The sequence below is a fragment of the Niallia sp. Marseille-Q9988 genome (assembly GCF_976954375.1).
This window is the reverse complement of sequence record NZ_CDRJSZ010000013.1, coordinates 128160-152735: the sequence shown is the minus strand read 5'-3', so window position 1 is coordinate 152735 and position 24576 is coordinate 128160. Positions and strand designations below refer to the sequence as shown.

Sequence of the window (24576 nt, the reverse complement as noted above, 5' to 3'; positions counted from 1 at the left end):
AACCACAAAAACTATATTGAAAATTGGTTAATACAAAACACTAATACAAAGGCCTTATTAAAAGTAGGTTCTGATTGTATCAGACGATTTATACAGTTTGCTGGAACTGCAAATCAACATGATAGTAATACTTTCTTTGCTATTAAAGAAAAGGAAATTGGGAAAGAACTTGAGTTAAGAACATCATATAAAGAAGTTATTGGGAGTCCATTACCAACTGTAAGAGCTGCTAATAGATTTAGAAAGCTTTGTAAAGAGTTGCTTGAGTCAAGAGGTCAAATTTACCTTCTTGCAACAATAGATGGTCAGTACGAAGTAATACAGCAGCTTTTTAGAGTAAACACACCAACAGAAAAAGAAAAGAAAAATTTTGAATGGCTTATGCATGATCCGCCAAAACTGCCTGTTCAAAAAGAGACTAAGAAATTTAGAGATATAAAATATAAAGAGGGTACAACACTTAGAAGAAGTGCTAAAGTTACACGAAGCACACTTGCTAACTCCAAAGTGTATCAAGATCCCTCAAAGAAATACGATTAAAAGCATTCAAAATTGGATGTTTTTAATATTTATATGTTTATTTAAAAGCTCTTTAAATTTGTTAATCTGCTCTGTTAACATAATGCGCATTATAATCTCTAAAATTAATGATAAAATTATTATGCAAATATATATTAAGAGTTAATATGTGTTTTTTATAAGAAGGAGAGAGATGCTTATGGACTTTTACTGGGTAGGATTGCTCTTTTGGTGTCTAATTTTAATATCAATTTTCTGCTTTATTTTTGGTGTGTTAAAAAATTCTTTAAAATTATTAACATTAAGTATATTATCCATTTTACCAATCTCGTATTATTTTTTCGGGGCAGAAAACATATTCAAAATCTTAGTATTTCTACCTTTAATTCCTTTAAGTGTTCTTTTATATTATTCAATGAAAAAGGCTGACAGTTAATGAGTCAGCCTTTTTCATTGAATAACACTTATTTAATTAACTTCTACATCTAAATCAAGAGTTATCCAACTTTCTCCACTTCTTACCCAATCTACAAAATAATCATATGTTCCATTATTTTTAGCTACTATTTCTACAACATGTCGTATATTTGTAATTTTATCGTTATCTAAGAAATCATAATTATGGAAAGCTGCTTTACCTACAACTTTTAAATCCGCTTTAGTAGATGATTGAACTGGAGTAGAAATGCTCTTACTATCATTATACCAATGGGTTCCTAAAGAAGAAGGATTTGCAGACCAAACACTTAATGCTTTACTCTTATATCCAATAGTAGATCCATAATCATACCATGATAAGGTAACTTTAGTAGTTGCTAAATCAACACCAACAGGATCATCAGTAATTGCTTTAACCCATGCTGTATGAGAAGTAGTGGCTAATGTTGAAAAAACAGGTGATTCACTTTCCGTTACTTCTTTTTCCTCAACTTCATAAGTACCTTCATCTTTATTTAGGATTACTTTGTAAGCTTCTGCATCTTCACTAACCTTCTTGTTACCAGATATATAAATATGCTCATCTTCTCCTTCAACAGTATACTTTACTTCTTGGAAAACTTCATCTCCAGATGTTTTCGGCTCTAAAATCTGTGTTTCTCCTTCTTCCGCTTTAGAATATATCGGAAAAGAAGTTCCTATCGCTATTACAGCGATTATAGCAATTACTGTGTTTTTAGCATTTAGCAATACTTTCATTTTTTCATCTCCTTTTAATTTTAATTACTTACTTATTCTTGGAAAATATTCCAATCCCTTCAAAAGAACAAAAAAACTTTTATAATGAACAGGAATTCAGTTAACATAATGAGTCCTATACATAGCAATCAAAAAAGCAAAAGGCGAAATTTGTCCATATTGGGGCAAATTCCGCCTTTTTGCGTTTGGGAAATATCGAGAAAAATAGCTTCATAATAAAAAAGTCAATCTCTAGATCCCTCCGTTTTCCTTCTAAATGCTACTTCATTATATATTCATAACTTGACAGGTTGTCAAGGTGAAATGGCGAACAAAGAGTTTGATGTTTACATTGAAGACAAAGAGGGTAACGTGATTCTCGACGAAACTGTGAAATCTCAATCTAACGGATTTATTGATTTGTGGCTACCACGAGATAAAACTTATAGTGTAACCATAAAGCAGGGTGAAAAAACAGTGAAGTCAGACTTAAAGCGAAGCTTCGTCCCGGAAATGTATATACTTCAAATGGTATTGTTGAGTTTATTCAGCCATTAATTGAACACTACAACCAAAAGTTCCCTGAAACGAATTTATTCCTTCGTGGAGACAGTGGGTTTGCCGTCCCCGACTTGTACGAATTGTGTGAAAAGGAATCCGTTTTATATGTGATCCGATTAAAATCTAACCTACAATTACAAAGTCTTGCTAAAGAATACCATCCTTCTTCTGCACCACGAGATGTTTCAGAAACAGAGCGCTATTTTGAAGAAGCCACTTATCAAGCCAAGTCATGGTCGAAACCAAGAAAAGTGATTATCCAATCGGTACGACCAGCTGGTGAATTACTTTTTGCCCATTCCTTTTTTGTTACAAATTTTGAAATAGCTTCTCCAAAAGACATCGTACGAGCTTATCAAAAAAGAGGAACGATGGAGAACTATATCAAGGAATCAAAGAATGGCTTTTATTTGGATCACATGAATAGTCATTCTTTTCAAGTCAACACGGTAAAAATGATGCTAAGCCTGCTTGCTTATAATTTAACGAATTGGTTACGAACCATTTGCTTTCCACAAGGTCAAAAGATGATGCAAATTGATACCATACGTACAAGGCTTATTAAAGTTGCCAGTAAACTAGTGAAATCAGGTAGATCTTATTACTTTAAATTGTCATCAAGTTTTGTCTATCAGAAATTCTTTTGGAACGTATTGGGTCAAATACAAAAACTCCAGATTGAGTAGCTTAACTTGGTTTTACCAACTGAAAAAAATTTAAATTTCAGTTAAGGGGAGAAGTCTGCCTAAAAATAGGACATTTCCAATGGGAAATAAATTAATTAGATTTTAAAGGTTAGAAAATGTTCAATCTTATAAAAAGATAGAAAACTCTCACCTGCATTTTAGAAAAACGTGCATCTTTTAAAGTGCTATGAATATTTCAGGTTAATAGATTGATGGGAGGAGTATAATTTGAAAAATGTTAAAAATCTATTCAATACAATGTTAGTTAAAATATGTTTACTTCATATTAACTTTTTCATAGTTGAAAAATGAGTTTTATGGACGAAATCTGCAAATTTTTGGGATATACTCCTAATATTCAATAAAAGTATAGGATTTACAGTTAAGAGTAAACCTTACCAAAATGTATACAAGCAGAGTTTTATTAGAATAGATAAATAGAAGGAGAATGCCAAATGACTGTGAAAATCTATGGACTGGATTGTGGATCAACAAAGAAAGCAAGACAGTGGTTGAAAAAGAATGGGATCCCTTTTGTATCACGGAATGTTTTAAATGAACCACTGACGGTACGTGAACTTCAAGGTATTCTACGTATGACGGTAGACGGTACTGAAGGAATTATAGCTACAAGGTCAAAAACGTATAAAGATTTGAAATTGGATATGGATGATCTTCCCTTACAAGAATTACTTAAGTTAATAAATAAACATCCAAGATTACTTAGAAGTCCCATTATTGTAGATGAAAAGAGACTTCAGGCCGGTTTTCATGAGGATGAGATTCGTCAGTTTCTTCCAAGGAAAACCCGTAAAACTCAGTGGTTAAAAGTGCGGATGAATAACCTACATTTGGTTGAAAGCTAGTATTGATAAATTTTTATCGGCTACTAGTGTGAACTATAGCTAGATAAATACTAAGGCTAACAAAGTACGTGGAGTAGTTTTATTAAAAGAAGTTACGCCACCCAAAAAGCCACTCATATTTGAATTTAATCAAGACTGTGGATGTTAGGGAGAAGTTTTTTAATATTTATGCTAACTTGATGCGGCTTTTAAAGATGAAGGTCGCTTTTTTTCTTTGGTCCAGATAATTGAACAAAGTAAAAATTTCAAAATTACTCTTTACCCTGTACTATGGTACAGAGTTTATAATTTTATCAGAGGTGAATTAATTGAAATATCGTATTAGTGAACTTGCTGAAAGATGTGGAGTCAATAAAGAAACAATAAGATATTACGAAAGATTAGGTCTACTATCAGAACCTTCTCGTACAAAGGCTGGATATAGGATGTATCCAGAAAAGTTTGTGGACCGCCTACAGTTTATTAAACGAATGCAAGATTTAGGTTTTTCTTTAGCGGAAATTGATAAACTACTTGGAGTTGTTGATAAAGACAACGATCGATGTAGGGATATGTATGATTTTGTTGTTCAAAAAATTGATGAACTTCAAAAGAAAATTAGGGATTTAAACAAAATCGAATACATGCTAATTCAATTGAAAGAGTGTTGTCCTGAAGAGAAACCCCTCTATGAATGTCCAATTATCGAAAACTTAATGAATGAAGAGAACATTAGAAAGCAACTTCCAACTAATCTAAGGTGAAAAGGAAAATGAAAACAAAAAGGCGGGAGAAACATGGCAGATTGTTGTAGTAACCCTAAAAAAATAAATATTGAAGGTGTTGCGGAATGCCCATCTTGTCAAAGTAAGGTTAAAAGTGTAAAGCTAATTACACTAAAATCCATGCTGAGGCCATCTTCGTTAGAAAGGCTAAACGCTAAAGAAAATCACTATTTTTGTTCAAAAGAAGGCTGTGATGTCGTTTATTTTGATTCGCTAAAAAAAGCATATCTTGTATCTGATTTAAAGGTTGCTGTTCATCAAAAAAACAAATCCTCAACCACACCGATTTGTTATTGTTTTGATTGGACTAAAGAAAAAATTAGTGATTATGTTGAAAATGGAAATGCCGATAAACCCGTTGAGCATATTCGTCAAAACATTAAAGAAAATCGGTGTGGTTGTGAGGTGAACAATCCACAAGGTAGTTGTTGTTTAGGAAACGTAGCAGCTTTTATCAAAGGATTATCATAAATTACTTCTTAATCCAAAATCGGGCGTACTTCAGGGGTAAGAAGTGTGCGCTCCTTTATTTTGGTATAGAGCCATAATCTTTAAGAAAAGGAATTATTACAAGGTTAGTAGAATTCTTATTTTAATTAGAGAGACAAATTGGTATGTAACGGGTTGCCCTTATTTTTGGTCTTATGGATAAAGGGAGCGATGTCAATGAAGAAATGGAGTATATTTATTCTTGTTTTTATTTTCACTTTGCTATTATTAACGGGTTGTCGCTCGACACCATTTGATGGTCATAGCGAAATTGATTGGGTCGATTTTATTAAATGGGACGGAAAAGAATACGATGGAATACATTCTGGGGTTTTAGCTGATAATCGCTATGTAGGTGAAAAGATTGGTACGGTAAAATTTAAAGTGGCGGACAACGTAACAAATCCTAGTTATAAAATTAGAAACGGTGATGCTGCTTTCCATGAGAAGGGAACTGAGATTTTTAATATTAAGGATCATCCCAATTTAATAGCCGTTAAGTCTGCTAGATCCATAAATGGATACAAAGTATATTTTTCAAGAGATGATATTGAATACCGATGGCATTTTAAAAATATGCCTATTGAAAAAGTCAAGAGAATCGAGATTTATCAGGCTTATACACCAGAAGGAAATAAACTGATTTCTGAATTGACAAAGAACGAAGAGGTTAAGAGCTTTCTTCAAATATTAGTAAATAGTGAAACAAATCCTAATTTCCAGCCTAACACAGAAAGAGGAGATCCTATTTTTTACGAAATGGTTTTTTATACAGAAGAACCAATTGCCTACAAATATAGCATGCAATTCGATGGATACACCTATTTTTGGCACCCTTGGGATACCTCAATTTTATCTGATGATATAAATATGTTTATTCGTGAAAACTAAACTTTTATTTATCTGGCGCATTAGCTTATGAGCTGCATAATGGTAGTTCTAATTGTGTTAAACGAAAGAATCTGTTGGAAAAGGAATTAATAGCAATACTATTAACAGCCAATCCAAACATGATAATATATATATAAATACCTTTGGAGGTGACTCACATGAAATGGGAAGATGTATGTCAAGCGTTCCCAGAACAATGGGTGTTGATTGAAGCTGTACAAGCTTATACGAATGAGAAAAGTGAACGCATTTTAGAAGAAGTAACTCCCTTAAAGAAATTTTCTAATTCTCCGGATGCAATGAAAGCTTATCAAGAACTTCACCGCGAAAATCCCAATCGTGAACTATATGTTCTTCATACTAATCGTAAGAACCCCAATATCATTGAGAAAAAATGGGTAGGTGTGAGGCGATAGTGAAAAGGTTGATAATAGAAGATGGGTTATTACTTACCGATATGAAATTAACATATAGAGGACAATCATTATGGCTTAAGCGTGTTTTGGTTGACACAGGTTCAGGAGGAACAATTATTTCAACAGACTTAGCTGAATCGATAGGGATCATTGCTGAAGAAGATGACATGATATATCGTATAAGTGGTGTTGGTGGTTCAGAATTTGTCTTTTCTAAAAGGGTTGATTCAATCAAAATTGGAGAAGCAGAGATAAGAGATTTTCCATTAGAAGTCGGGGCAATGAATTATGGTTTTGATTTAGATGGTATTATTGGACTGGACTTTTTACAGCAAATAAAAGCAATAATTAACATAGACAAACTAATAATAGAATTCAATTAAAAGGCAAGTATAGACGATTATTCTGTGCTTGCCTTTTAATTTACATGCACCAGTTAAACAACGGCTAAGTTTTTGGTCTTATTAAAGAAAATCGGGCATAGAAAAAAACAAGTTGTTATTTTATAAATGGGAATGTATTTAACAAGCATTAGGTAGTTCAGAAATTATTATCTAATTTGTATAGAGTTTTTGTCTTATACAAACAAAGATGAGGACGTAGTGTGTATTTATACTCAACTATTCGTATAATACACATTTTACGAACAATAGAATGTAGACGGATAAAATGTAAGTTTGGTATAATATAATTATGGATTTAAAACAAAAAAATAGCTCAGCCCTGCCAAAACGGTAGCGGGGAAAAGCTATTCTTGCGCGTATATTACCAGCTCTACATAAACGGTAGCGGAGAAAGTAATATCATAATAATTTATGATGTAATTATAACATTTAAGTACTAAAAGTCAAATTAATAACACTAGGAAGTGTTTATATGAATTATTTAATATATTTCGATGAATCAAACAAAATTGATCAATTTAATAAAGAGTTTTCGTATTATGGTGCATATAGTGGTACTGACTTGGCCCTTGCCAATCTTGTAAAAAAAATAAGGGTTATTTTTAAGAACAGTAATTCTAATAGTGAATTACATTTTAGAGAATATACAAAGGATACACATATAAAAAAGTACTTACAAACGTTACATACAGTTATAAATGAAAATATTAGAATAAATATTTTAATAGTGAACAATACTGATGCATTCTCAGCAGCTGATAAAATTGGTTTATCGGCTAGTGAACTCCGAAACTTATTTTATATTAAAATACCAGAACGGCTTTTCTATGGATTAACGCGCGATTTATCTCATATAGGTAATAATATTGACCCTGTCAATGTTAAGATTAAAATTGATAGCAATGATGAATATGATAAACTATTTCTTAATGATAAAATAACTGAACAAATGAATGCACATTCAGCATATCGAAATAAAAACTATAGAGTCAACAAGGTAATATCTCAGGATTCTAAAAAGTCTATTCCCCTCCAAATTGTAGATACTTTTATGGGGATAGTTGTATTTCTGTTAGAAGAAGGATACCTTGAAGATTCAGATCATTCGATTGTAAAAAGTGATTTAATTTATCGTTTTTTATCTGTTGATGATAATATTATACGATTTCAAAATCAAATCCGACTTTTTAAGTGGACAGGTAATGAGGAACTTACTCCAATTAATATTGCAGAGTACGTATCCCCTTTTATTATCCATAAAGCAAATTATGACATTGAAGAAATAACTAAAATTCAAAGAATTTTGGTGGAGTATCCGAAGATATCTACTAGAGATTTGAGAATTATGCTTCAATATCCCAATACACGATTAAGGCAATTATTAGGTTATAAAGATCAAATCATTGGAATTGGTCGTAATACATATCTATTAAACGAATTGCTTTAATGTTGCCAATAATATAATTATGTAAACAAACATTCGTAAAAATCGTATTATACGAACAAATGTTCTTGTTTGGAGGTGGACGGAATTGGCTATTACAAAACAACATGAATATTATGAAAGACGACTAGAGGAACTTCTAAAGGAAATGCCAGACTTTATAAATGAATATGTAGAAGCCAAAATGGATAATCGCTCCCCTCTTACTCTATTCAATTATGTTAGAGATTATAAGGAGTTTTTATCTTGGTTAATGGCTGATGAAAGAGTCAAGTGGTCTAGTTTAAAAACATTTCCAGTTGGGATATTAGGATCCCTGCCCCTATCTGATGCACAAGATTATTTCAAATATGTCGGTCGGAAAAAGTACGAGAAAGCAAATGAATCTCATAAAATAAGTTCAAAAACGGTTAATAGGCATAAGTCCTCCCTTCGTTCGCTTTTCAATTATTTAACGATTGAAGCAGAAGTTTCAGGAACACAAGGTGAACCTTACTTTCATCGAAATGTAATGAAAAAAATTCCTATCAAGAAAGTTTCGGAAACTTTTAATGAAAGAGCACGGAAGATTTCGGAGAAGATTTTTATAGGAAATGAAGATCTGGATTTTTTGGAGTATATAAAAAACGACTATGAAAACACTCTTTCGGCTTCGGAATTAAAGTTCTTTAAACGTGATAAGGAACGAAATTTTGCTATCATTTCATTATTTTTGGGTAGCGGAATTAGAGTAAATGAATTGATAGAATTACGTCTTAAAGATATAGATAGTAAAAATAACGAAATAAGTATTATTAGAAAAGGTGGCAAGAAAGATACTATTCCAGTTACTCCTTCTTCGATGTTAGATGTATTAGATTATCTAACTATTAGAACTGAAAGGTATAAAGCAGGAAATGAGGACAGTCAGTATCTATTTGTTAAACAATATAAGGGAGAAACGCTCCCTCTTACTGCTCGTGCTGTTGAGAATATAGTTTATAAGTATACCAAATCATTTGATAAACGAATGGCCCCCCATAAATTAAGACATACTTACGCTACTAATTTAGCTGAACAAACAGGAGGAGACATTCCACTTATTATGAACCAATTGGGGCATACTCAATCTGATATTTCCTTACTTTATATCAATACATCTAGAGAAAAAGCTAAGCTTGCTGCAGAACGACTTGATCAAAGGAGAAAAAAATAAGGCTGTTTTCGTAAAGTTTGTTGTTTTTAATAAATTCTTTGTTACCTTGGAAAATTAAGTTAAAATATAGACAGAAAATTAATGAAAATGAGGTATCAGAAAATGAATGTAGAATTAACGAGATTTAAAGTCAAAGAAGGCAAGTCGGAACAAGTGGATGAATGGTTAAAATTCTTAAATGAAAATATGAAAGATGTCCTTATCACCCTTGAAGGTGAAAAAATGTTTGTCGAAACTATTTTCAGAGAACATTTAAATGGCGATGAATACCTTTATTGGTATTCTGTTCAAGGTGAAGGCGGTCAAGAAGTGGAACAATCCGCCCATTGGATAGATAAAAAGCATTTAGAATATTGGAACGAATGTATTGATGAAACATTTAGACCTGTTGACTTACAAACGGAAGTTGTTATGATTCCTGAGAAAATTAGAAAAAGTATGATTTAATTTCTGACCTCTGAATAGAGGTCTTCATTTATGCACTTCTAAGCATTTCAACAGTAGTGTTATTGGATTTTTGACAGGCTGAAATAAGCATTTGTTCTACTCGTTTATCAAATGCTAAGTTTTTCCCTAATTCAAGCCAACGGAACCAGTAGAGGTAGTTATCAAGATATTTGGTAGCTACACCTTGAAACCTAACCAACCAATCTTCCAAGCGTTTATGAAAGTTATTGATGTGTTGAACGTGGTATATGCCCTTTTCGACATACCCTTCTTTACTGACATTAACCGTTTCGTGTTTTAACCCCTTAATCAAAGCGAACTTTTTATAATTCGTTGCTGTATCTGTACATAACAAAGCAGAGGGGTCTATATGTTCCCCAATTACGGCATCTATTTCTTCTGCTCGTACACGCCCACGACCAGCCTTTCGTGCAACTACACTGCCATTACGGTCTTGGGCTACAAACACTGCAATTTTAAGGTTGGAAATGCCCCTCTTTTGGTCTTTACCACCACGCTCTTTCGGTTCTCTATGTGTTAATTTTCGTTTTCCTTTCATAGACTCTTTAAGGAATGTTTCATCGCTTTCAACAATCCCTTTGAGTTGGTCAAATCCGAGACTACCTAATGCGTTCAAGATTTTATGTCTCCAATAAAATGCAGTGGAGATGTGTATTTTAAGGCGTTCAGCGATTTTAGGCAAAGTATAGCCTTCTACCATTAATTCAATATACTTAACCCATCTTTCGGGATAACGAGAACCTGAAAACGGGGTGTTTGTCATATCGTTAAAGGTCTTACCGTAATCCTTACATAGATAACGTTGGCGTGTTTTGTATTTGCCGTTCCGCTTAACAGAAGTGCTTCCACAATGAAGACAACCCATTCCTGACGCAAAACGAGCTTCACGAATATCTTTCAATAGCTTCGTAATTCTACTTGGGGCATCTGGGAATAGGTCTTGCTTCATTGCATTGAACAACGCTATCTTCTCAGAATCGGTTAATTCGCCAAACTGCTCATAAACATCTAACCACATAATTGAACGCCTCCTGACCGCATTATATCAACCTTTTTACAGTATGGTCAAAATAGCAACAATCTAGGCGAAAACAGCCAAAAATAAAAAAGGGAGTATTAATGTGAAAACTTTAATGCTCCCTTTTTGTTTAATCATTTGTAGTGTTATGTATTATAAATAACGCACTTCTACTGAAGGATGAGATCCTGAATAGCTATTCCTATATCGTTTTTTATTTTATCAGAAACCATAACAATTGATTATTGCGGATGAATTGAGCCACTTATGCGAAGTTTTGAGCCAGCAAGTGCGGATAAAAGAGCCACCACTTGCGGAGCAGAGAGCCGCTATAAATAGAATAAAGAATAGCCTCTTGTATACTTAATTTGCATGCGAACTCGCATGACATTAATGTACAGGAGGTTTTTTTATGATTAACTGTCGCAAGATTCTGGAACTTTATTTTGAAGGAGTTAGTCAAAGAACCATTAGTTCTAGTACTGGACACTCAAGAAACACAGTTTCGGATGTCGTTCAATGCGCCAAGAGGCTTGGTCTAGAGAGTTTGAACGATGAGATGACTAGTCCCTGGCTAGAAGCGTTTCTATTTCCAGAGAAGCAAGCTGTTGAGAAAGGGTACTTTCCAGTCGATTGGGAAAAAGTGCATAAGGAATTACAAAAAAAGAATGTCACTTTGACTTTATTGCATCATGAGTATGCGACTGAAGCACGTGAAGGTGGAAAGATCCCCTATGCTTATCGAACTTTTTGTGAAAGGTATGGGAAATACGCGAAGAAGTATAAGTTAACGATGCCTATACGAAGAAAACCAGGTCAAATCATGGAAGTGGACTGGGCTGGATCAACGCTGCAGATTATAGATCGTTCAACAGGAGAATCAGTTCCGGCTTATGTCTTTATCGCTACCTTGCCCTATAGTCAATACAGCTACGTTGAAGCGTTTTTAGATATGAAATCAGCTAATTGGCTTATCGCTCATATCCATGCATTTGAGTACTTTGAGGGTGTTCCAGAAACCTTGGTTCCGGACAATTTGAAAACAGGTGTTACGAAAGCACTTCGGGGAGAACCGGTTCTGAATGAGGCCTATCGTGAACTCTCAGATTATTATCGTACAGTCATTGTTCCAAGCCGTGTCCGTAAACCCAAAGACAAACCAAGTGTTGAAGGGACCGTTGGGTACATTTCCCGGCAGATTATCGCTCCGCTAAGAAACTATCAATGTTTCCATATCGATGATCTGAATAAGCAAATCTTTAAAAGTCTAGAAGAGATCAACACAATCGATTTTCAAAAGCGACCGGGCTCACGTAAAAAGGTGTATGAGGAAGAAGAGAAATCCCACCTTCAACAGCTTCCTCAAACACGTTATAAACTCGCGGAATGGAAAACAGCAAAAGTTCAACTGAACTACCACATCCAGGTTGAACGAATGTATTATTCCGTTCCATATGATTACGTCCGAGAGAATGTCGATATACGACAAACCACGGATTTAATTGAAGTTTACTTCAAAGAAGTCCGTATTGCATCCCATAAACGAATATATGGTGAAATTGGGCAGTTTTCTACGAACACGGACCACATGCCTGATAATCACCGATCATATTTAGAACATAATCCTGAAAATAATCGGAAGTGGGCAGAAACGATTGGACCATCTACGCTCCAATTCGTCACATATATCCTGGAAATAAATGTGGAGAAAAAGTCATTAAGCATCCTCAGCACACTAAGGAATTTAGCTGCAAAATATACAAACAGTGAAATAGAAAAAGCAGCAGAAACACTACTTGAAATCTCTACAAATCCAACGGTTTCTGTTTTGAAAAGCGTACTGGAAAGAAATAAAAAGCGAAAACAAAATCAGAAAACTGATAGTGAAAATCAGTACACCAACGCTGATGACTATGGATTTGTGCGTGGAGCTAGTTACTTTGGGAGGGATGATAAATGATGAACGAAGAAACCTTACGTAAATTAAATGAAATGAAAATGGGGGCAATGGCAGAATTATATCAGCAACAATGTCAGAATAAAGATTACAAAAGCATGGATTTTAATGATAGATTCAACCTTTTAGTAGACTTTGAGTATGACAGACGTAAATCAAATAGGCTTGAACGATTAATTAAACAGGCAACATTCAACGAACCAACGGCGGCCATTGAAGATATAGAATATCATCCCGATCGTAAGTTAGACAAGAACCTGATACTAGAATTAGCCACGGGAAATTACATCCAAAATCACCATAACATCATTTTAATGGGGGCGTCAGGCAACGGAAAGACGTGGATAGCAAATGCCTTTGGTGTCCATGCATGTCGCCAATCTTATAAAGTGAAATATATTAGACTACCAGAATTACTGGATGAATTGGCTGTGGCGAAGTTTGAAGCAGATGGCAGCTTCCGAAAGATAATTCAAAAATACAAAAAGATTGATTTACTAATCTTGGATGAGTGGTTATTAACCGAGCTTTCAGAGGAAAATGTCCTTCATGTGCTAGAAATTATTGAGTCACGGTTAAAGAGGGCATCAACTATCTTCTGTTCTCAATTTGCGCCAGAAGGATGGCATTCGAAACTAGGACAAGCACAAATAGCAGATGCGATTCTTGATCGAATCGTTCACGATTCATATAAAATCCTAGTTGATGGGGAAGTTTCTATGAGAGAACGTCATGGATTGGTGGGGACCCCTAAATGATTCCAACAGAAGTTGAAATTCGTATAGCTAGGTACGTATTTCATAAGTATTTACCTGATGAAGTGATGAAAGAGATAGAAGATAAGCTATTACCCGCCTGCATATGGGACGATGAAGAGCATTTAGATCACGATGAACTCGTTCGTTGGGCAATAGAGATTATTGATAGGCATTGGCAGGAGAAAAGATTTAAATAGGCATAGACGGTCATTAGAGCGAGCTCTGTTCTAATGGCTCTTCTCCCTCGCACTTACTGGCTCAAATATCCGCAAAAGGTGGCTCAAAACTCCGCACTACTGGCTCAATCTGTCCGCAATACTCAACAATTAATGAAATGTGGTAAATTTCCTTGTTTGTGTTATTTTTATCTCCAATAAAATCTATTTCTTCATAGGCATTCTCAATATTAATTTTAGTTGCTATTTTTGTTTCACCTATTGTGAAAATTACTTCTGCATTTTTATTTTTTTATAACACAATCTAACTCCCTTCCTCCTACTTAGTAGGTGAACAGTTTGTAATTTCCTTCATGTTACCTTTCAAAAGCAACATTTATTTAAACTTCATATTTTATAATTAAGCTCTTTCCTTTTACTTTCTCTTTTATAAAACTTTAATAGAAAATCAACTACTATCCCATAAGTTTGATGAAGTGAAGATAACCAAACTTTAGGATGTATATAACCTAATAATCCACCAATAATCAATTTATTAAAGTAGAATTTTGTATTGTATGAATTATACTTTGTGTAAATGATTCCTGGAACCTCTAAGTCGTTCATTACTATTATGTTATTGTTACTAGGTCGAACTAGCATTCTCTCTTTCTCAAGATCGGAAACTCTAATAATAACTTTATATTTTCTAGGTGAATTTTCATGCATATGTGAAAAGTAATAAGAATTGAAGCTTGGCTCCATATTTTTTTCCTCTTGATGAAACCATATGTATTTTTTTCTTTTACTTTTAAATTTCATTACATAATTTGTCTTGGCACTAATTTTAGCTTTCAATCTTATTTTTCCTGTTTGTAAAAAATACTGGTAATCTTCATCAGTTATGGAATTAGTGTAATGTATTAAGTGCTTATCTTTGATTTCCTCATATTTATTTGAAGTAATAGGATAAACATAAAAATTATTTGTTTTTCTTAGATAAAATTCATATGAAATAAATAATAGTATAAATAGAGACCATGTTAACAATTTTCCTACAAGTAGGTTAGTAACCAATATTAAAGAAGTAAATAGGAAAACAAAAATAAAAATAGATAATAAAGCCATTGGCAGATGTACTAATACCCTAACTGTTCCTAATTTTTTATTAAAAAACTTCATAAATAGCCCCCTCTTTCTTATTCTGAGTCTGACTCCGCTTCCTTCTTTTCTACACCAAACCAAACTTCCATTGCGTCCTTCGAAAGTATCCACTCTTTTTTTGTATCAAATTTACTTTGGTGATATTTTAACAAGCCGAGTTCAATCATTTTTTCGGTTTTTTGCCATTTTTTTTTATTTGATGGTTTTAAATAGTTTCTTATTGTATCGGCAGGAAGACCCCACCTTTCAGCAGCTTCTGAAACTGTCATAAAATTATCAATTGTTTTCTTCATAAAAAAATCCTTTCTATGCTGTTCTACTACCATTTTAAACCGTATACGGTTATAATACAACTATATAAGGTTCTTACAGGAGTGTAGTTATGACAAAAAATTATAAATGTCAGTATTGTTATAATGAAGAAGTAGAGGATCTTACCTTTAATAAAGATAAAACTGGATATTGGTGTGAGGTATGTGATGGATTTACCTTAATTAATCAAATGGATAAAGGAAGGTATTTACTCATATTAGAAGAATCCTCTGGAAAAAATGAACCCATTCCTTCTTCTATTAAGTTTAAAAAGAGACTCTCGCCTTTACGTTATCCTGGTGGTAAGAGTAAAATGGTCAATTACATATATAATCAACTCGATAATAAAAAAATGAATCACTTTGTTTCACCATATACAGGTGGTGGAAGTGTAGAATTCGCATTGTTAGAAGCTGGAGTTATTAACCACTTACATATAAATGATAAGGATTTTGGTGTATACGCCCTTTATTGGGTAATTTTTAATATGCCATTTGCTTTAACGGAACGATTGAAAACATATACTCCTTCACATGAGGATTTTTACAAAGCACAACTTACTATTAAGAAGGACTTTGACAAAATAAACATTGTAGAGGCAGCGTGGAATACTTTGATTGTTAACAGGTTAGCTTATTCCGGAATATTTAATGCTAATCCACTGGGAGGAAAGAAAGGTACACCGCAACAATTAACTTCTAGGTGGAATCCAGATGAACTAATAAGACGAATTGAAAAATTACATTCCTTTTCAGACCAAGTAACGATATCTAATCAGGATGCTTGTGAAATGATTGAAGAGAGTTATTGGTGGGATCAAACTACTATTTTTATTGACCCCCCATATGTCAATAAAGCCTCTTCACTATATCGATGTTATTACAAAGAAGAGGATCATATTAAACTTAATTGTTTATTAGATAATTTATATCATGGTTTTGATGGTGCAGATTTAATTATAACTTATGACAATAATGAATGGCTGGAGAGCTTATATTTATACCCAACTGTTAAAGCTGTATCAAGAGCTTACACCGTTTAAATATCAAGAACATTTTAAAATCGTCGATAATAATAGTAGATAAGAAAGGGGATTGTAAATTATAATGAGTTGGCCGTTCAGTAAAGAAAGATTTTTTTTATATCTCTCATATGTTATATATAGTTTTATAGTTATCTATGCTATTACTTACATATATCCAAAATACTTTAATGAAACGATAGTTATATTCCTTGCTGTAATGTTTTTTAGTTATGGTGCATACTTGATATCCCGCTTAACTGGTGTTTATAAAAAGGTTCAGGGAATCGAAAGGGACATTTATCGACAAGAAATTAAGAAAGCATATGCTCATTTCTTTTCAGAAAAAAAAAGCGATATTAGGAATTTCGCTTCTTCAAAGGAAAAGAAAGTGGAAAAAGAGGAATGGATAGAATTTGAAAAGGCTCAATGGTCTTGGAAAGGGAAAACTAACCGTGAATTAACAGCTGTAGAGAGGTATTTCAAAACAGAAAATAATTTAAGACGGATAAACACTTTCGATAGGATTATAAATCTCATTTCTTCTCATTGTTACGGATTCTTTATTTTAGTTAATCCTCTCTATGCTTTTCTAACAACTATTCCAGTAGTTATCATTTCATTAGTACTATTTTTAATCCACACAAAACTAAGAAGAAAACTTCATGAATTATATATTGAAGTATACCCCGAAAATATTCGGGAGACATTGGAGAGTCTTGGTATAAAATAAAGTCCCCCTTTAGGGGGATTAGGCTCTATGACCACCAACCAATTTGGAACGGTGTACAGCTGTTCCTCCTGGAGTATAGGAGACTGCCCTTAGTAAAGAGGTGGGGCCAAATTTATTTCTTAATTCGTCTACTACATAACCAATTTTTCGTTTCTTCCAACTATTATTATCAAATAGATCCAATTGCACTTCGTAATCATCTACAAGTTTTGACAAACTAACAGATATTTGTCTAACAGTTTGTCCGCGATAATTTTCTCTCATAATATCCAAACATACCTTATATACATCCATGGTTACATTAGTAGGATTTTCGATTGTTCTTGACCGATTAAATCCACCACCATACTCATCTCGACTATATCCTAACCCAAAACTTATAGTACGAACCGCATGGTGATTCTTTCTTGCTCTTTTACATACCTCTTCGCACATTTCTAATACTACAGTTTCTATCTCTTTTCTTTCCTTGTAATCCCGAAGTAATATTTGGCTTTTACCGTAACTGACTTGTCCATCCATAATTGGTGCTCCAATTTCGGACAAGTCTATTCCCCAAGCATGATGATACAATTGGTTTCCTAATATTCCAAACTTACTTTCTAGTAATTTCAAATCGTACCTAGCAAGTTGCCCTATTGAAAATATCCCCATTCTGTTTAGAGTTTTTTCAGTTCGCTTACCAATTCCCCACATTTCACTCAATGGTGATATAGGCCATAATTTCTTTTGTACATCATTGAAAGTCCAAGTTGCAATACCACTATCCACCTTTTTAGCTTCTAAATCTAAACACAGTTTTGCCATAAGCATATTTGGACCGATTCCTACTGTAGAAGGGAGCCCGAAATCACTATAAATATCATATTGAATTTGTTTAGCTATTTCTTGGGGTGTTCCCCATTTATCAGATGGTCCAAGTTCTAAAAAGCTTTCATCGATGGAGTAAACATGTACTTTATTAGGAGGTACATACCTATAGAATAATTTAACTATTTCTGTAGATACGCGGACAAACAAGGACATCGATGGATTCACTACTACAATTCGAGGATCTTTTGGAATTTCAAACTTCCGAGAACCAGTTTTTATTTTAAAATCTCTTTTCATAGCAGGAGAGGCAGCAAGTACTACACTCCCCTCCCTCTCCGTATTTCCTACTACAGCTAAGTGACAGGTAAGAGGGTCGAGTCCTAATAATACAGCTGAAACAGAAGCATAAAATGACTTCATATCGACTGCTAGTATGTTTTTATTAGGAAACTGAGAGTAGTCGAACATAAACAATCACCTATTTTGTTATTTTGCTTATCGATGAAAAAGGTAAATATAAAATTTCTTCTGTGTTATCCTTTACTAAACGAAAGTGCTTATTGTTGTAATCAATAAATATGGTTTTCCCTGTTATGATTGCCTCACCTAATGCTGGATGGGCAAAAACATAAAAAGAAACAGAAGAATTAGTTTCCATTGCATTATAAATTGTTTCTTCCTCTAAAAAAGAATAAGCCATTACTATCTCCTCCAATTAACATAAAAAATTATATAAGAACTTATGTTCGATTTCAATGTTATTTTCTTACTGTTAAATTAATTTCACTATAAAGAGAGCAAAATGTTTGACCTATTTTGACTAACCAGATAAAATAACGGTAATAAATGGATAAAGAGGTGCCCTATGGAAATTGAAGAGATATATCGTAAATTAGACGAAGACATTTACACTTTTGGAGATCATTTTAGTGGTGGAGAAGAACACAAATACATTTCTTCGGAAGCACTTATTAGTAAATCGTTACTTGAGGATTTGAGAGAAGTACTTGATGAAAATCAAAATGGATACGACCAAGAAGTAGTAAATAAAGTTCTCCATCTTGTTAGATACAATGGTCCAATTAATAATTATGCTAATTTTAATGAAAATGTGTATGCTGGAGAGATACTTTCTGAATTGCCATATGAAGAAGATAGTGATCCTGGAGAGATTGCAGGCAACCAAGCTGCAGATAAAAGACAAGACCTTTTAAATGAAGCAAGTGATGATATTAAAGAATTAATGGAAGCTTTATCTTCTTTACTTTAAGTCATAACGGATTGAAATTTATGTTACAAGGGTATATTATAATATATAAGAATCAAACTAAAAAAACCAAGGAGCTAGAACTCCTTGGACAACTACTTACGAGTGGTATGCTAAATTGTTATTTAGAAGACCCACCCTTATGCTTCCGACGGCGCGGGGTGGGTTTTCATTTTCTCTTCTTTTTGCTTGATAAGCAATATGCCTAGACTTTTCGGTCTAAAGAATAACTGATATTAATTCATCTTCAACTACCTTCCCTCTTATAATCGCCTGAGTTCTTCATAAAGTTAGCAACCCTATTGGACTTTGACATAGAACTGTAGAATAGAATTTGTATGACTGACGCACAAAAAAACGCTTTATAAAAGCGTTTTACATAATATATATTTACTATTTTTAACTTGCTAACTACTTGTTTAATCTTCTTCGTTAAATAATCGTTCGATTATAGTTTGTCTACTGTTTAAAAATACTTTCGAAATTTGATAGTGCTCTGTTTCTTCATAAGCAACTTCTTTAAGACCATCTTCACCAAAACTTATTATAGACGCTCCGGGATACCCTAAAAGAATGGGAGAATGGGTAGCTATAATAAATTGTGCTTCTTCCTTCTTTACCAAGTCATTGATAATCTTTAGGAATGATAATTGCTTTTGAGGTGATAATGCTGATTCAGGCTCATCTAATAAATAGATAGCTTTCCCGCTAAATCTATTTAAAAATAAAGATAAGAACGATTCACCATGTGATTGATGGTGTAATGAACGGCCCCCATAAGCTCCATAAGCTCCAACTTTATCAATATGGGTTGCAAAATTATAAAACGATTCTGCCCGTAAGAAGAAACCGTTGGTAATCTTGGGCATCCAGGATAATCTTATATGATCTCCTAAATCAGAATCTGCGGCATGGAGTTCATAGGTATTATTTCTTCCTCCTCCAGCAGTATTAAAATCACACTTATATGCTATTGCCTCGAGTAAGGTTGATTTACCAGTACCATTTTCACCTACAAAGAAAGTAACATTATTATTGATGTGTAATTCTTCCAACTTATTGATGGAAGGGATAGAAAAAGGATACTTATTATAATTAATAATGTTCTCTTTAATTAATTTAACCTCTTTAAGATACATAAAAAACACCTTTAGTGGCAATATTATTATTCATCAAATACCAAGTTTGATTTCAATTGAGTGACAATATTGGTTTTAACGCCCTGATCCAACATAGAATCAAGCATTTCCTCAATTAAACCACTAGTATCTACGTCTAAAATCTTCTTTAACGTGTTCATAACCTCTGGAAATATAATCTCTTGGTTCTCATCAAGAATTGAATCAGCATCTAATTCTTTTAATACTTTAATATGTCTTTCTTCTTTTTTACCATTTAAAAGTTCTGAGAGTACTAGGAAGAATAAATCAATAGACGATCTTTGACTCGCAGTTATTCCTGATGTTACCAAAAAATTATAATATGGAAATTCGTTATTAGTCACTTTACAAATACTTAAAAGCCTAACTTGTTCTGTTAAAGTTTTCAATTGCTCTTCAAGCATTTCTATTTTTTTCTCCACAGTAGTCACTCCTCCAAAATAAGATAAAAGCAGAAAGAAGAATCTTTCTACTTTTATTATTTTAATCTGTTAATTCCTTAAAATGCAAGGAAACTTACAACGGCTGCCATATTCTCAGCAATATCTTCTGCATAAGTAGGTGGAACTTTTACATCTCTTAATCCTTGGTAAATGATGCTTCTCACTGTTTCTTGTGCATAATTTTGAGCATCATCAAATCTTTTAATTGCATTATCTAAGCCTTTATTTATCTTGGAAGTGTTATTTTTCAAATATTTTATTGCGCCGTTGCTCATATGCTCTTCAATTAAACCTAAAATCCAGTCACCTGCTTTAACAGCACCTTTAATCGTGTAAAGAGCGCCTTTTATTACTAGCCCTTTGCCACCAGCAGCTTCCACTTCTTTTGTTGTAGTATCAGTGTCAACTGAAACAACAGTAGGCTTTTCATTAACAGAAGCCGCAAAAGTTGATGTCGTTGGTAGTAAGATACCAAGAGATAATGTTGTAGCAGTAGTTGCTATTAATAATTTTTTCAACAAGATTCCCAACCCCTTTTTGTTAAATTTTGGATTATGAATACATATTAACATACAAATCTGGTAAAAATCTAATGAAAATCTAGTGAAATATAACAAAAATAGTAATTTATTTCTTTTTTTTAGAAAGGTTAATTGCTTTGTTTGCATTTAATAATCCTGAGCCATAAAGCCTTCTTTCACCAATAGGTGTAGATGTTTTTTTTAGAATCTCTTCTATTTGAAGTTGAGACATGTTTGGGTTTACAGAAAGCATAAGTGCAGCTGTTCCTGTAACATGAGGAGTTGCAATTGACGTACCACTGAACGCTACAAAATACCCATCATCAAATGTTGTATAAACAAACTCGCCTGGTGCCATTAAATCTAAATTTCTTCCGACACTAGAAAAATCAGCTCTTTCTTTTTTCTTAGTCAGTGCACCTACTGATATTACATTTTTATATTTTGCAGGGTAGGTTAAAGTACTTCCTGATTCTACACTCCCCTTATTTCCAGCCGCCGCTACAACAATAATTCCTTTATTAATGGCTTTATTAATTGTTTTTTTTAACAAATTATTTTCCGTAGTAGTTTGTAAACTTAAATTGATAATATCCATATCATTCTCTATAGCCCATTCAATACCACTGATGATATCACTAATCATCCCTTCTCCCTTTGAATCCAATGCCTTTATTGAGTATAGTTTGGCTTCAGGTGCAACGCCTTTTATACCAACATTATTATCAAGAGCTGCAATGATTCCAGCTACTCTTGTGCCATGTCCGTAGTCATCCTCATATGAACCATTATTATCTAATACATTAAATCCTCCATACACTTTTAAGTCGGAGTGATTGCTATTTATTCCAGAATCAATTACTCCAATTTTTATGCCTTCCCCCTTAATTCCTTTTTTGTGTATTTTATTAATGCCTGTTTGTTTCAGATTCCAATTCGGATATGTAGACTCGTTTACTTGAGAGCTGCTTTTTTTATCAATGTCTTCTGCAGCGAATACTTTTTCATTTTGCTCGATTTCTACTACAACTTTTTTCTCTTTTAATCTCTTAACCTGTTGTTCTGTCAAACTAGCAGTAACCGCCGGTGAATATTTGAAGGTCTGAAGTGTCTGCCCACCAACTTCTTTGATCAATTCCTTATCTACACTATCTTGATAAGCAATGATATATTCCTTTTTCAGAGCATCATTCTTACTGCCTTCCTTTGCAAATGTTAATGTTGTACCTGTAATGGTAGATAAAGTAAACAGCATGCAAATTATAATAATAATAATTTTTTTCATATTATTTGTCTCCCCGTTTTTTATTATTTTTACGAAATAATATTACCAAATTAATGAATCAAATGAAATATATAACAATTATACTACGTGTGAAACCCCCCTCTCCCCCCAATAAAACCTTCTCTGTATATATGATGAATATGGTTTTTCCCTGTTAGTTAAGTTATGAGATGTCTATACACGTGATAGTCTTTCTATCCTAAATACATGTCCGATAGAGGTATGAAAAGGCGAATAATAGAAACTAAAAAAACTTTTATTATTCTGATTAAATAGTAATTTTTTCTAGAATTTTATTGGTATATGAGGAAGAGGTAATCTTTGTTTTTATCTATTTGGTAATGTGGATATTGAAAACAACAGAGAAAAAAATGGCAATATTTATGATAAATGCTTTTGAGAGGATTTGTTGATATTAGAGTTGAATTTATACACAAATCAATAAATGATCTACCGTAAATCATCTCTTCTTTTTGTTTTATAAGGATTGCTAAAGATATTTTTATAAATATAAATATCTACTTATAATATTCTCTTATAAACAAACTATATTTTTTTAGAGACATTGATTTTTTTGAGAACAGATAGACTCCTAATGGAATTTAGGCTTAAAAATTTGGAAGTAATGGTATCTAATTATTTCAATTCATAAGAATCGAAATTTTCGTAGTAAAGGTATATAATAATAAATAAGAATTAAACTAAAAAAACCAAGGAGCTAGAACTCCTTGGACAACTACTTACGAGTGGTATGCTAAATTGTTATTTAGAAGACCCACCCTTATGCTTCCGACGGCGCGGGGTGGGTTTTCGTTTGTTCTTCTTTTTGCTTGCAAAGCGATTTGCATAGCCTGCAGCTAGAGTAGTAAAAAAAATTTTTGCTACATCTTTGAGTAAGTCCAATACGAAATCCATTTGTATGTCACCTCCTTTCCCTCTTAGACAGGAAAAGAGTGCATACCACCCGCACCTATGTAGTTGTATCACCATTATATCACACCATTTTTTCATTAGGACAAACAAAAACCCCTTACATTATGTAAAGGGTGTTAAATTATAAATTTTTGAAAGCTAGCACTTCTCATAAAACCTTTAGAAGTTAAACATTGATATTTAATTTCTCCTTTTAGAAGTGGATCTAAATAAACAAAGTTCTTATCTTCCCCGATAATTAATTGTTTTGATATTTTATAAAAGGCTTCCCTTTCCTTTTTGGGGACAAATTCCACAATTCCTCTTGATTGGTTCCCTTCTTTTATCAACCATCCAAAAGAATGTTTTTTATATCCATAAATATTTCCTATTAAGAATTGGTAATTTTTGATTTTTTGGAAAGCGAAGGTTCGACTATCTAATTTATATTTAGATGAGAGGTTTTTACTTACTATCCCCTCTAAGCCTAGCTTCTTCACTTTATTAAATAGGGTTTGTCCATCGTTAAATGAAGTAGCTGCTGAAATTAGATGGTCGTTATCAATAATCGAACTTAAGATATCTAATCTCTTTTCTAAGGGATCATGTATTGTAGATACTCCATTAAGGAATAGAATATCAAATGCAACGAAGTGTACGGGGATGGATTTTGCGAGAGAATCAATTTTATCTCTTTGAGACGCTTGAAATCGTGTCATAAGGGATTCGAAATTCGGTTTGGGTATTTCACTATTTTTATCAAGAACAATCATTTCTCCGTCCAATATACATGTTCGAACAGGCAAGTTTATATTAAGTAATTCAATGTACTTTACTGTAACATCATTTCCATGTCTAGTGTAGATAGTGATTTTCCCATGATCGTAATGAAATAATGCTCTATGTCCGTCAAATTTCAACTGATGTATATAATTTGAATCAGTTGATATAATCTCGGATGGTTGTAATAACATTGGTTTTAAAGGAGTGTTTAGCACAGATTTATCACCTCTTCTAATATCATAACAGAGACAGATAGGACCATAAATAGAACGTTATTGTTAAAAGAGGAATAATGTGGTTTTAACTTAACTAAGGAAAAGCCCTTCAGTTTATTAAAAGGGCTTAAGTGTGGGGATTCATGTTGTAAGACTAATATATAACCATCCCGTCTATTT

General features: G+C 33.1%; 28 protein-coding genes and 2 pseudogenes. 18 read left to right on the top strand and 12 right to left on the bottom strand.

Annotated features, from left to right (window positions below):
* The coding region (locus tag ACWNMZ_RS21070; RefSeq protein ID WP_449598872.1) for a hypothetical protein at positions 1–540 on the top strand (540 nt) is incomplete at its 5' end.
* A gap of 447 nt (positions 541–987) precedes the next feature.
* Here the strand turns inward: ACWNMZ_RS21070 and ACWNMZ_RS21065 are convergent.
* Positions 988–1716 (bottom strand): hypothetical protein, encoded by a 729-nt coding sequence (locus ACWNMZ_RS21065; RefSeq protein ID WP_016205414.1) that lies wholly within the window; start codon positions 1714–1716, stop codon positions 988–990.
* A 276-nt stretch (positions 1717–1992) separates the two neighbouring features.
* Between ACWNMZ_RS21065 and ACWNMZ_RS21060 the strand changes: the two are divergent.
* From ACWNMZ_RS21060 to ACWNMZ_RS21010, 11 genes and pseudogenes are all read left to right on the top strand, one after another.
* A pseudogene (locus ACWNMZ_RS21060) lies at positions 1993–2253 on the top strand (CueP family metal-binding protein); the annotation flags it as partial.
* Positions 2184–2942: pseudogene (locus ACWNMZ_RS21055) on the top strand (IS1380 family transposase); the annotation flags it as partial. The pseudogenes ACWNMZ_RS21060 and ACWNMZ_RS21055, both read left to right, overlap by 70 nt.
* 455 nt (positions 2943–3397) lie before the next feature.
* Positions 3398–3808 carry a transcriptional regulator Spx gene (gene spx / locus ACWNMZ_RS21050; protein WP_251628483.1) on the top strand — a complete coding sequence of 137 codons (411 nt, stop codon included), beginning with the start codon at positions 3398–3400 and terminating at the stop codon, positions 3806–3808.
* Between the two features lie 308 nt (positions 3809–4116).
* Positions 4117–4551: an Hg(II)-responsive transcriptional regulator gene (gene merR, locus ACWNMZ_RS21045; RefSeq protein ID WP_251628485.1), complete on the top strand. Its 435-nt coding sequence runs from the start codon at positions 4117–4119 to the stop codon at positions 4549–4551.
* Positions 4552–4584: 33 nt separating this feature from the next.
* Complete coding sequence (locus ACWNMZ_RS21040; protein ID WP_251628487.1) at positions 4585–5043, top strand: putative iron-sulfur cluster-binding metallochaperone; 459 nt, start codon at positions 4585–4587, stop codon at positions 5041–5043.
* A gap of 195 nt (positions 5044–5238) precedes the next feature.
* Positions 5239–5952, top strand: a complete 714-nt coding sequence (locus tag ACWNMZ_RS21035) for a hypothetical protein (protein WP_251628489.1) — start codon at positions 5239–5241, stop codon at positions 5950–5952.
* A gap of 158 nt (positions 5953–6110) precedes the next feature.
* The gene (locus ACWNMZ_RS21030; protein WP_449598871.1) at positions 6111–6368 is read left to right on the top strand and encodes a hypothetical protein; all 258 of its coding nucleotides are present in this window, start codon (positions 6111–6113) and stop codon (positions 6366–6368) included.
* Positions 6368–6751, top strand: a complete 384-nt coding sequence (locus ACWNMZ_RS21025) for a retropepsin-like aspartic protease (protein ID WP_449598870.1) — start codon at positions 6368–6370, stop codon at positions 6749–6751. Before ACWNMZ_RS21030 ends, ACWNMZ_RS21025 begins: the two co-directional genes overlap by 1 nt.
* A gap of 493 nt (positions 6752–7244) precedes the next feature.
* Positions 7245–8219, top strand: a complete 975-nt coding sequence (locus ACWNMZ_RS21020; protein WP_251628494.1) for a DUF3800 domain-containing protein — start codon at positions 7245–7247, stop codon at positions 8217–8219.
* Between the two features lie 85 nt (positions 8220–8304).
* Positions 8305–9411 carry a tyrosine recombinase XerS gene (gene xerS / locus ACWNMZ_RS21015; protein WP_251628496.1) on the top strand — a complete coding sequence of 369 codons (1107 nt, stop codon included), beginning with the start codon at positions 8305–8307 and terminating at the stop codon, positions 9409–9411.
* Between the two features lie 102 nt (positions 9412–9513).
* On the top strand, positions 9514–9858 hold the full coding sequence (locus tag ACWNMZ_RS21010) for a DUF6176 family protein (RefSeq protein ID WP_251628498.1): 345 nt from the start codon (positions 9514–9516) through the stop codon (positions 9856–9858).
* A 28-nt stretch (positions 9859–9886) separates the two neighbouring features.
* Here the strand turns inward: ACWNMZ_RS21010 and ACWNMZ_RS21005 are convergent, their stop codons facing one another.
* A complete protein-coding gene (locus tag ACWNMZ_RS21005) occupies positions 9887–10897 on the bottom strand; it encodes an IS1595 family transposase (RefSeq protein WP_251628500.1) in 1011 nt (336 codons plus the stop codon).
* A gap of 412 nt (positions 10898–11309) precedes the next feature.
* Between ACWNMZ_RS21005 and istA the strand changes: the two genes are divergently transcribed.
* Genes istA through ACWNMZ_RS20990 form a run of 3 tightly spaced genes read left to right on the top strand, consistent with a single transcriptional unit; the run spans position 11310 to position 13809 of the window.
* On the top strand, positions 11310–12857 hold the full coding sequence (gene istA, locus ACWNMZ_RS21000) for an IS21 family transposase (protein WP_251628502.1): 1548 nt from the start codon (positions 11310–11312) through the stop codon (positions 12855–12857).
* On the top strand, positions 12854–13612 hold the full coding sequence (gene istB, locus ACWNMZ_RS20995) for an IS21-like element helper ATPase IstB (RefSeq protein ID WP_251628504.1): 759 nt from the start codon (positions 12854–12856) through the stop codon (positions 13610–13612). The genes istA and istB overlap by 4 nt, the downstream gene beginning before the upstream one ends.
* The gene (locus ACWNMZ_RS20990; RefSeq protein WP_251628506.1) at positions 13609–13809 is read left to right on the top strand and encodes a hypothetical protein; all 201 of its coding nucleotides are present in this window, start codon (positions 13609–13611) and stop codon (positions 13807–13809) included. The genes istB and ACWNMZ_RS20990 overlap by 4 nt, the downstream gene beginning before the upstream one ends.
* 366 nt (positions 13810–14175) lie before the next feature.
* Here ACWNMZ_RS20990 and ACWNMZ_RS20985 read toward each other — a convergent pair whose 3' ends face one another.
* Together ACWNMZ_RS20985 and ACWNMZ_RS20980 are read right to left on the bottom strand one after the other, a co-directional pair.
* Complete coding sequence (locus ACWNMZ_RS20985; RefSeq protein ID WP_251628508.1) at positions 14176–14949, bottom strand: hypothetical protein; 774 nt, start codon at positions 14947–14949, stop codon at positions 14176–14178.
* A 17-nt stretch (positions 14950–14966) separates the two neighbouring features.
* Positions 14967–15224, bottom strand: a complete 258-nt coding sequence (locus ACWNMZ_RS20980; protein ID WP_251628510.1) for a helix-turn-helix domain-containing protein — start codon at positions 15222–15224, stop codon at positions 14967–14969.
* Positions 15225–15313: 89 nt separating this feature from the next.
* Here ACWNMZ_RS20980 and ACWNMZ_RS20975 point away from each other — a divergent pair, with 89 nt between their 5' ends.
* Positions 15314–16285: a DNA adenine methylase gene (locus tag ACWNMZ_RS20975; RefSeq protein WP_251628512.1), complete on the top strand. Its 972-nt coding sequence runs from the start codon at positions 15314–15316 to the stop codon at positions 16283–16285.
* Between the two features lie 199 nt (positions 16286–16484).
* Positions 16485–16997, top strand: coding sequence for a hypothetical protein (locus ACWNMZ_RS20970; RefSeq protein ID WP_251628514.1), 513 nt, complete (start codon positions 16485–16487; stop codon positions 16995–16997).
* 18 nt (positions 16998–17015) lie between these two features.
* Here ACWNMZ_RS20970 and ACWNMZ_RS20965 read toward each other — a convergent pair whose 3' ends face one another.
* Both ACWNMZ_RS20965 and ACWNMZ_RS20960 read right to left on the bottom strand, forming a co-directional pair.
* Positions 17016–18278 carry a Y-family DNA polymerase gene (locus tag ACWNMZ_RS20965; RefSeq protein ID WP_251628516.1) on the bottom strand — a complete coding sequence of 421 codons (1263 nt, stop codon included), beginning with the start codon at positions 18276–18278 and terminating at the stop codon, positions 17016–17018.
* Positions 18279–18288: 10 nt separating this feature from the next.
* The gene (locus ACWNMZ_RS20960) at positions 18289–18510 is read right to left on the bottom strand and encodes a hypothetical protein (protein ID WP_251628518.1); all 222 of its coding nucleotides are present in this window, start codon (positions 18508–18510) and stop codon (positions 18289–18291) included.
* Positions 18511–18675: 165 nt separating this feature from the next.
* Between ACWNMZ_RS20960 and ACWNMZ_RS20955 the strand changes: the two genes are divergently transcribed.
* Positions 18676–19080, top strand: coding sequence for a hypothetical protein (locus ACWNMZ_RS20955; RefSeq protein ID WP_251628520.1), 405 nt, complete (start codon positions 18676–18678; stop codon positions 19078–19080).
* A gap of 416 nt (positions 19081–19496) precedes the next feature.
* Here the strand turns inward: ACWNMZ_RS20955 and ACWNMZ_RS20950 are convergent, their stop codons facing one another.
* The 6 genes from ACWNMZ_RS20950 to ACWNMZ_RS20925 form a co-directional block, all read right to left on the bottom strand.
* Positions 19497–20216 (bottom strand): AAA family ATPase, encoded by a 720-nt coding sequence (locus ACWNMZ_RS20950; RefSeq protein ID WP_251628522.1) that lies wholly within the window; start codon positions 20214–20216, stop codon positions 19497–19499.
* 26 nt (positions 20217–20242) lie between these two features.
* A complete protein-coding gene (locus ACWNMZ_RS20945) occupies positions 20243–20659 on the bottom strand; it encodes a hypothetical protein (protein WP_251628524.1) in 417 nt (138 codons plus the stop codon).
* A 77-nt stretch (positions 20660–20736) separates the two neighbouring features.
* Complete coding sequence (locus ACWNMZ_RS20940) at positions 20737–21201, bottom strand: hypothetical protein (RefSeq protein ID WP_449598869.1); 465 nt, start codon at positions 21199–21201, stop codon at positions 20737–20739.
* Positions 21202–21307: 106 nt separating this feature from the next.
* A complete protein-coding gene (locus ACWNMZ_RS20935; RefSeq protein WP_251628528.1) occupies positions 21308–22486 on the bottom strand; it encodes a S8 family peptidase in 1179 nt (392 codons plus the stop codon).
* Positions 22487–23248: 762 nt separating this feature from the next.
* Entirely contained in the window at positions 23249–23401 is a 153-nt protein-coding gene (locus ACWNMZ_RS20930) for a hypothetical protein (protein WP_164463770.1), read from the bottom strand.
* A gap of 134 nt (positions 23402–23535) precedes the next feature.
* Complete coding sequence (locus ACWNMZ_RS20925) at positions 23536–24372, bottom strand: ATP-dependent DNA ligase (protein ID WP_251628530.1); 837 nt, start codon at positions 24370–24372, stop codon at positions 23536–23538.
* Positions 24373–24576 lie beyond the last annotated feature (204 nt).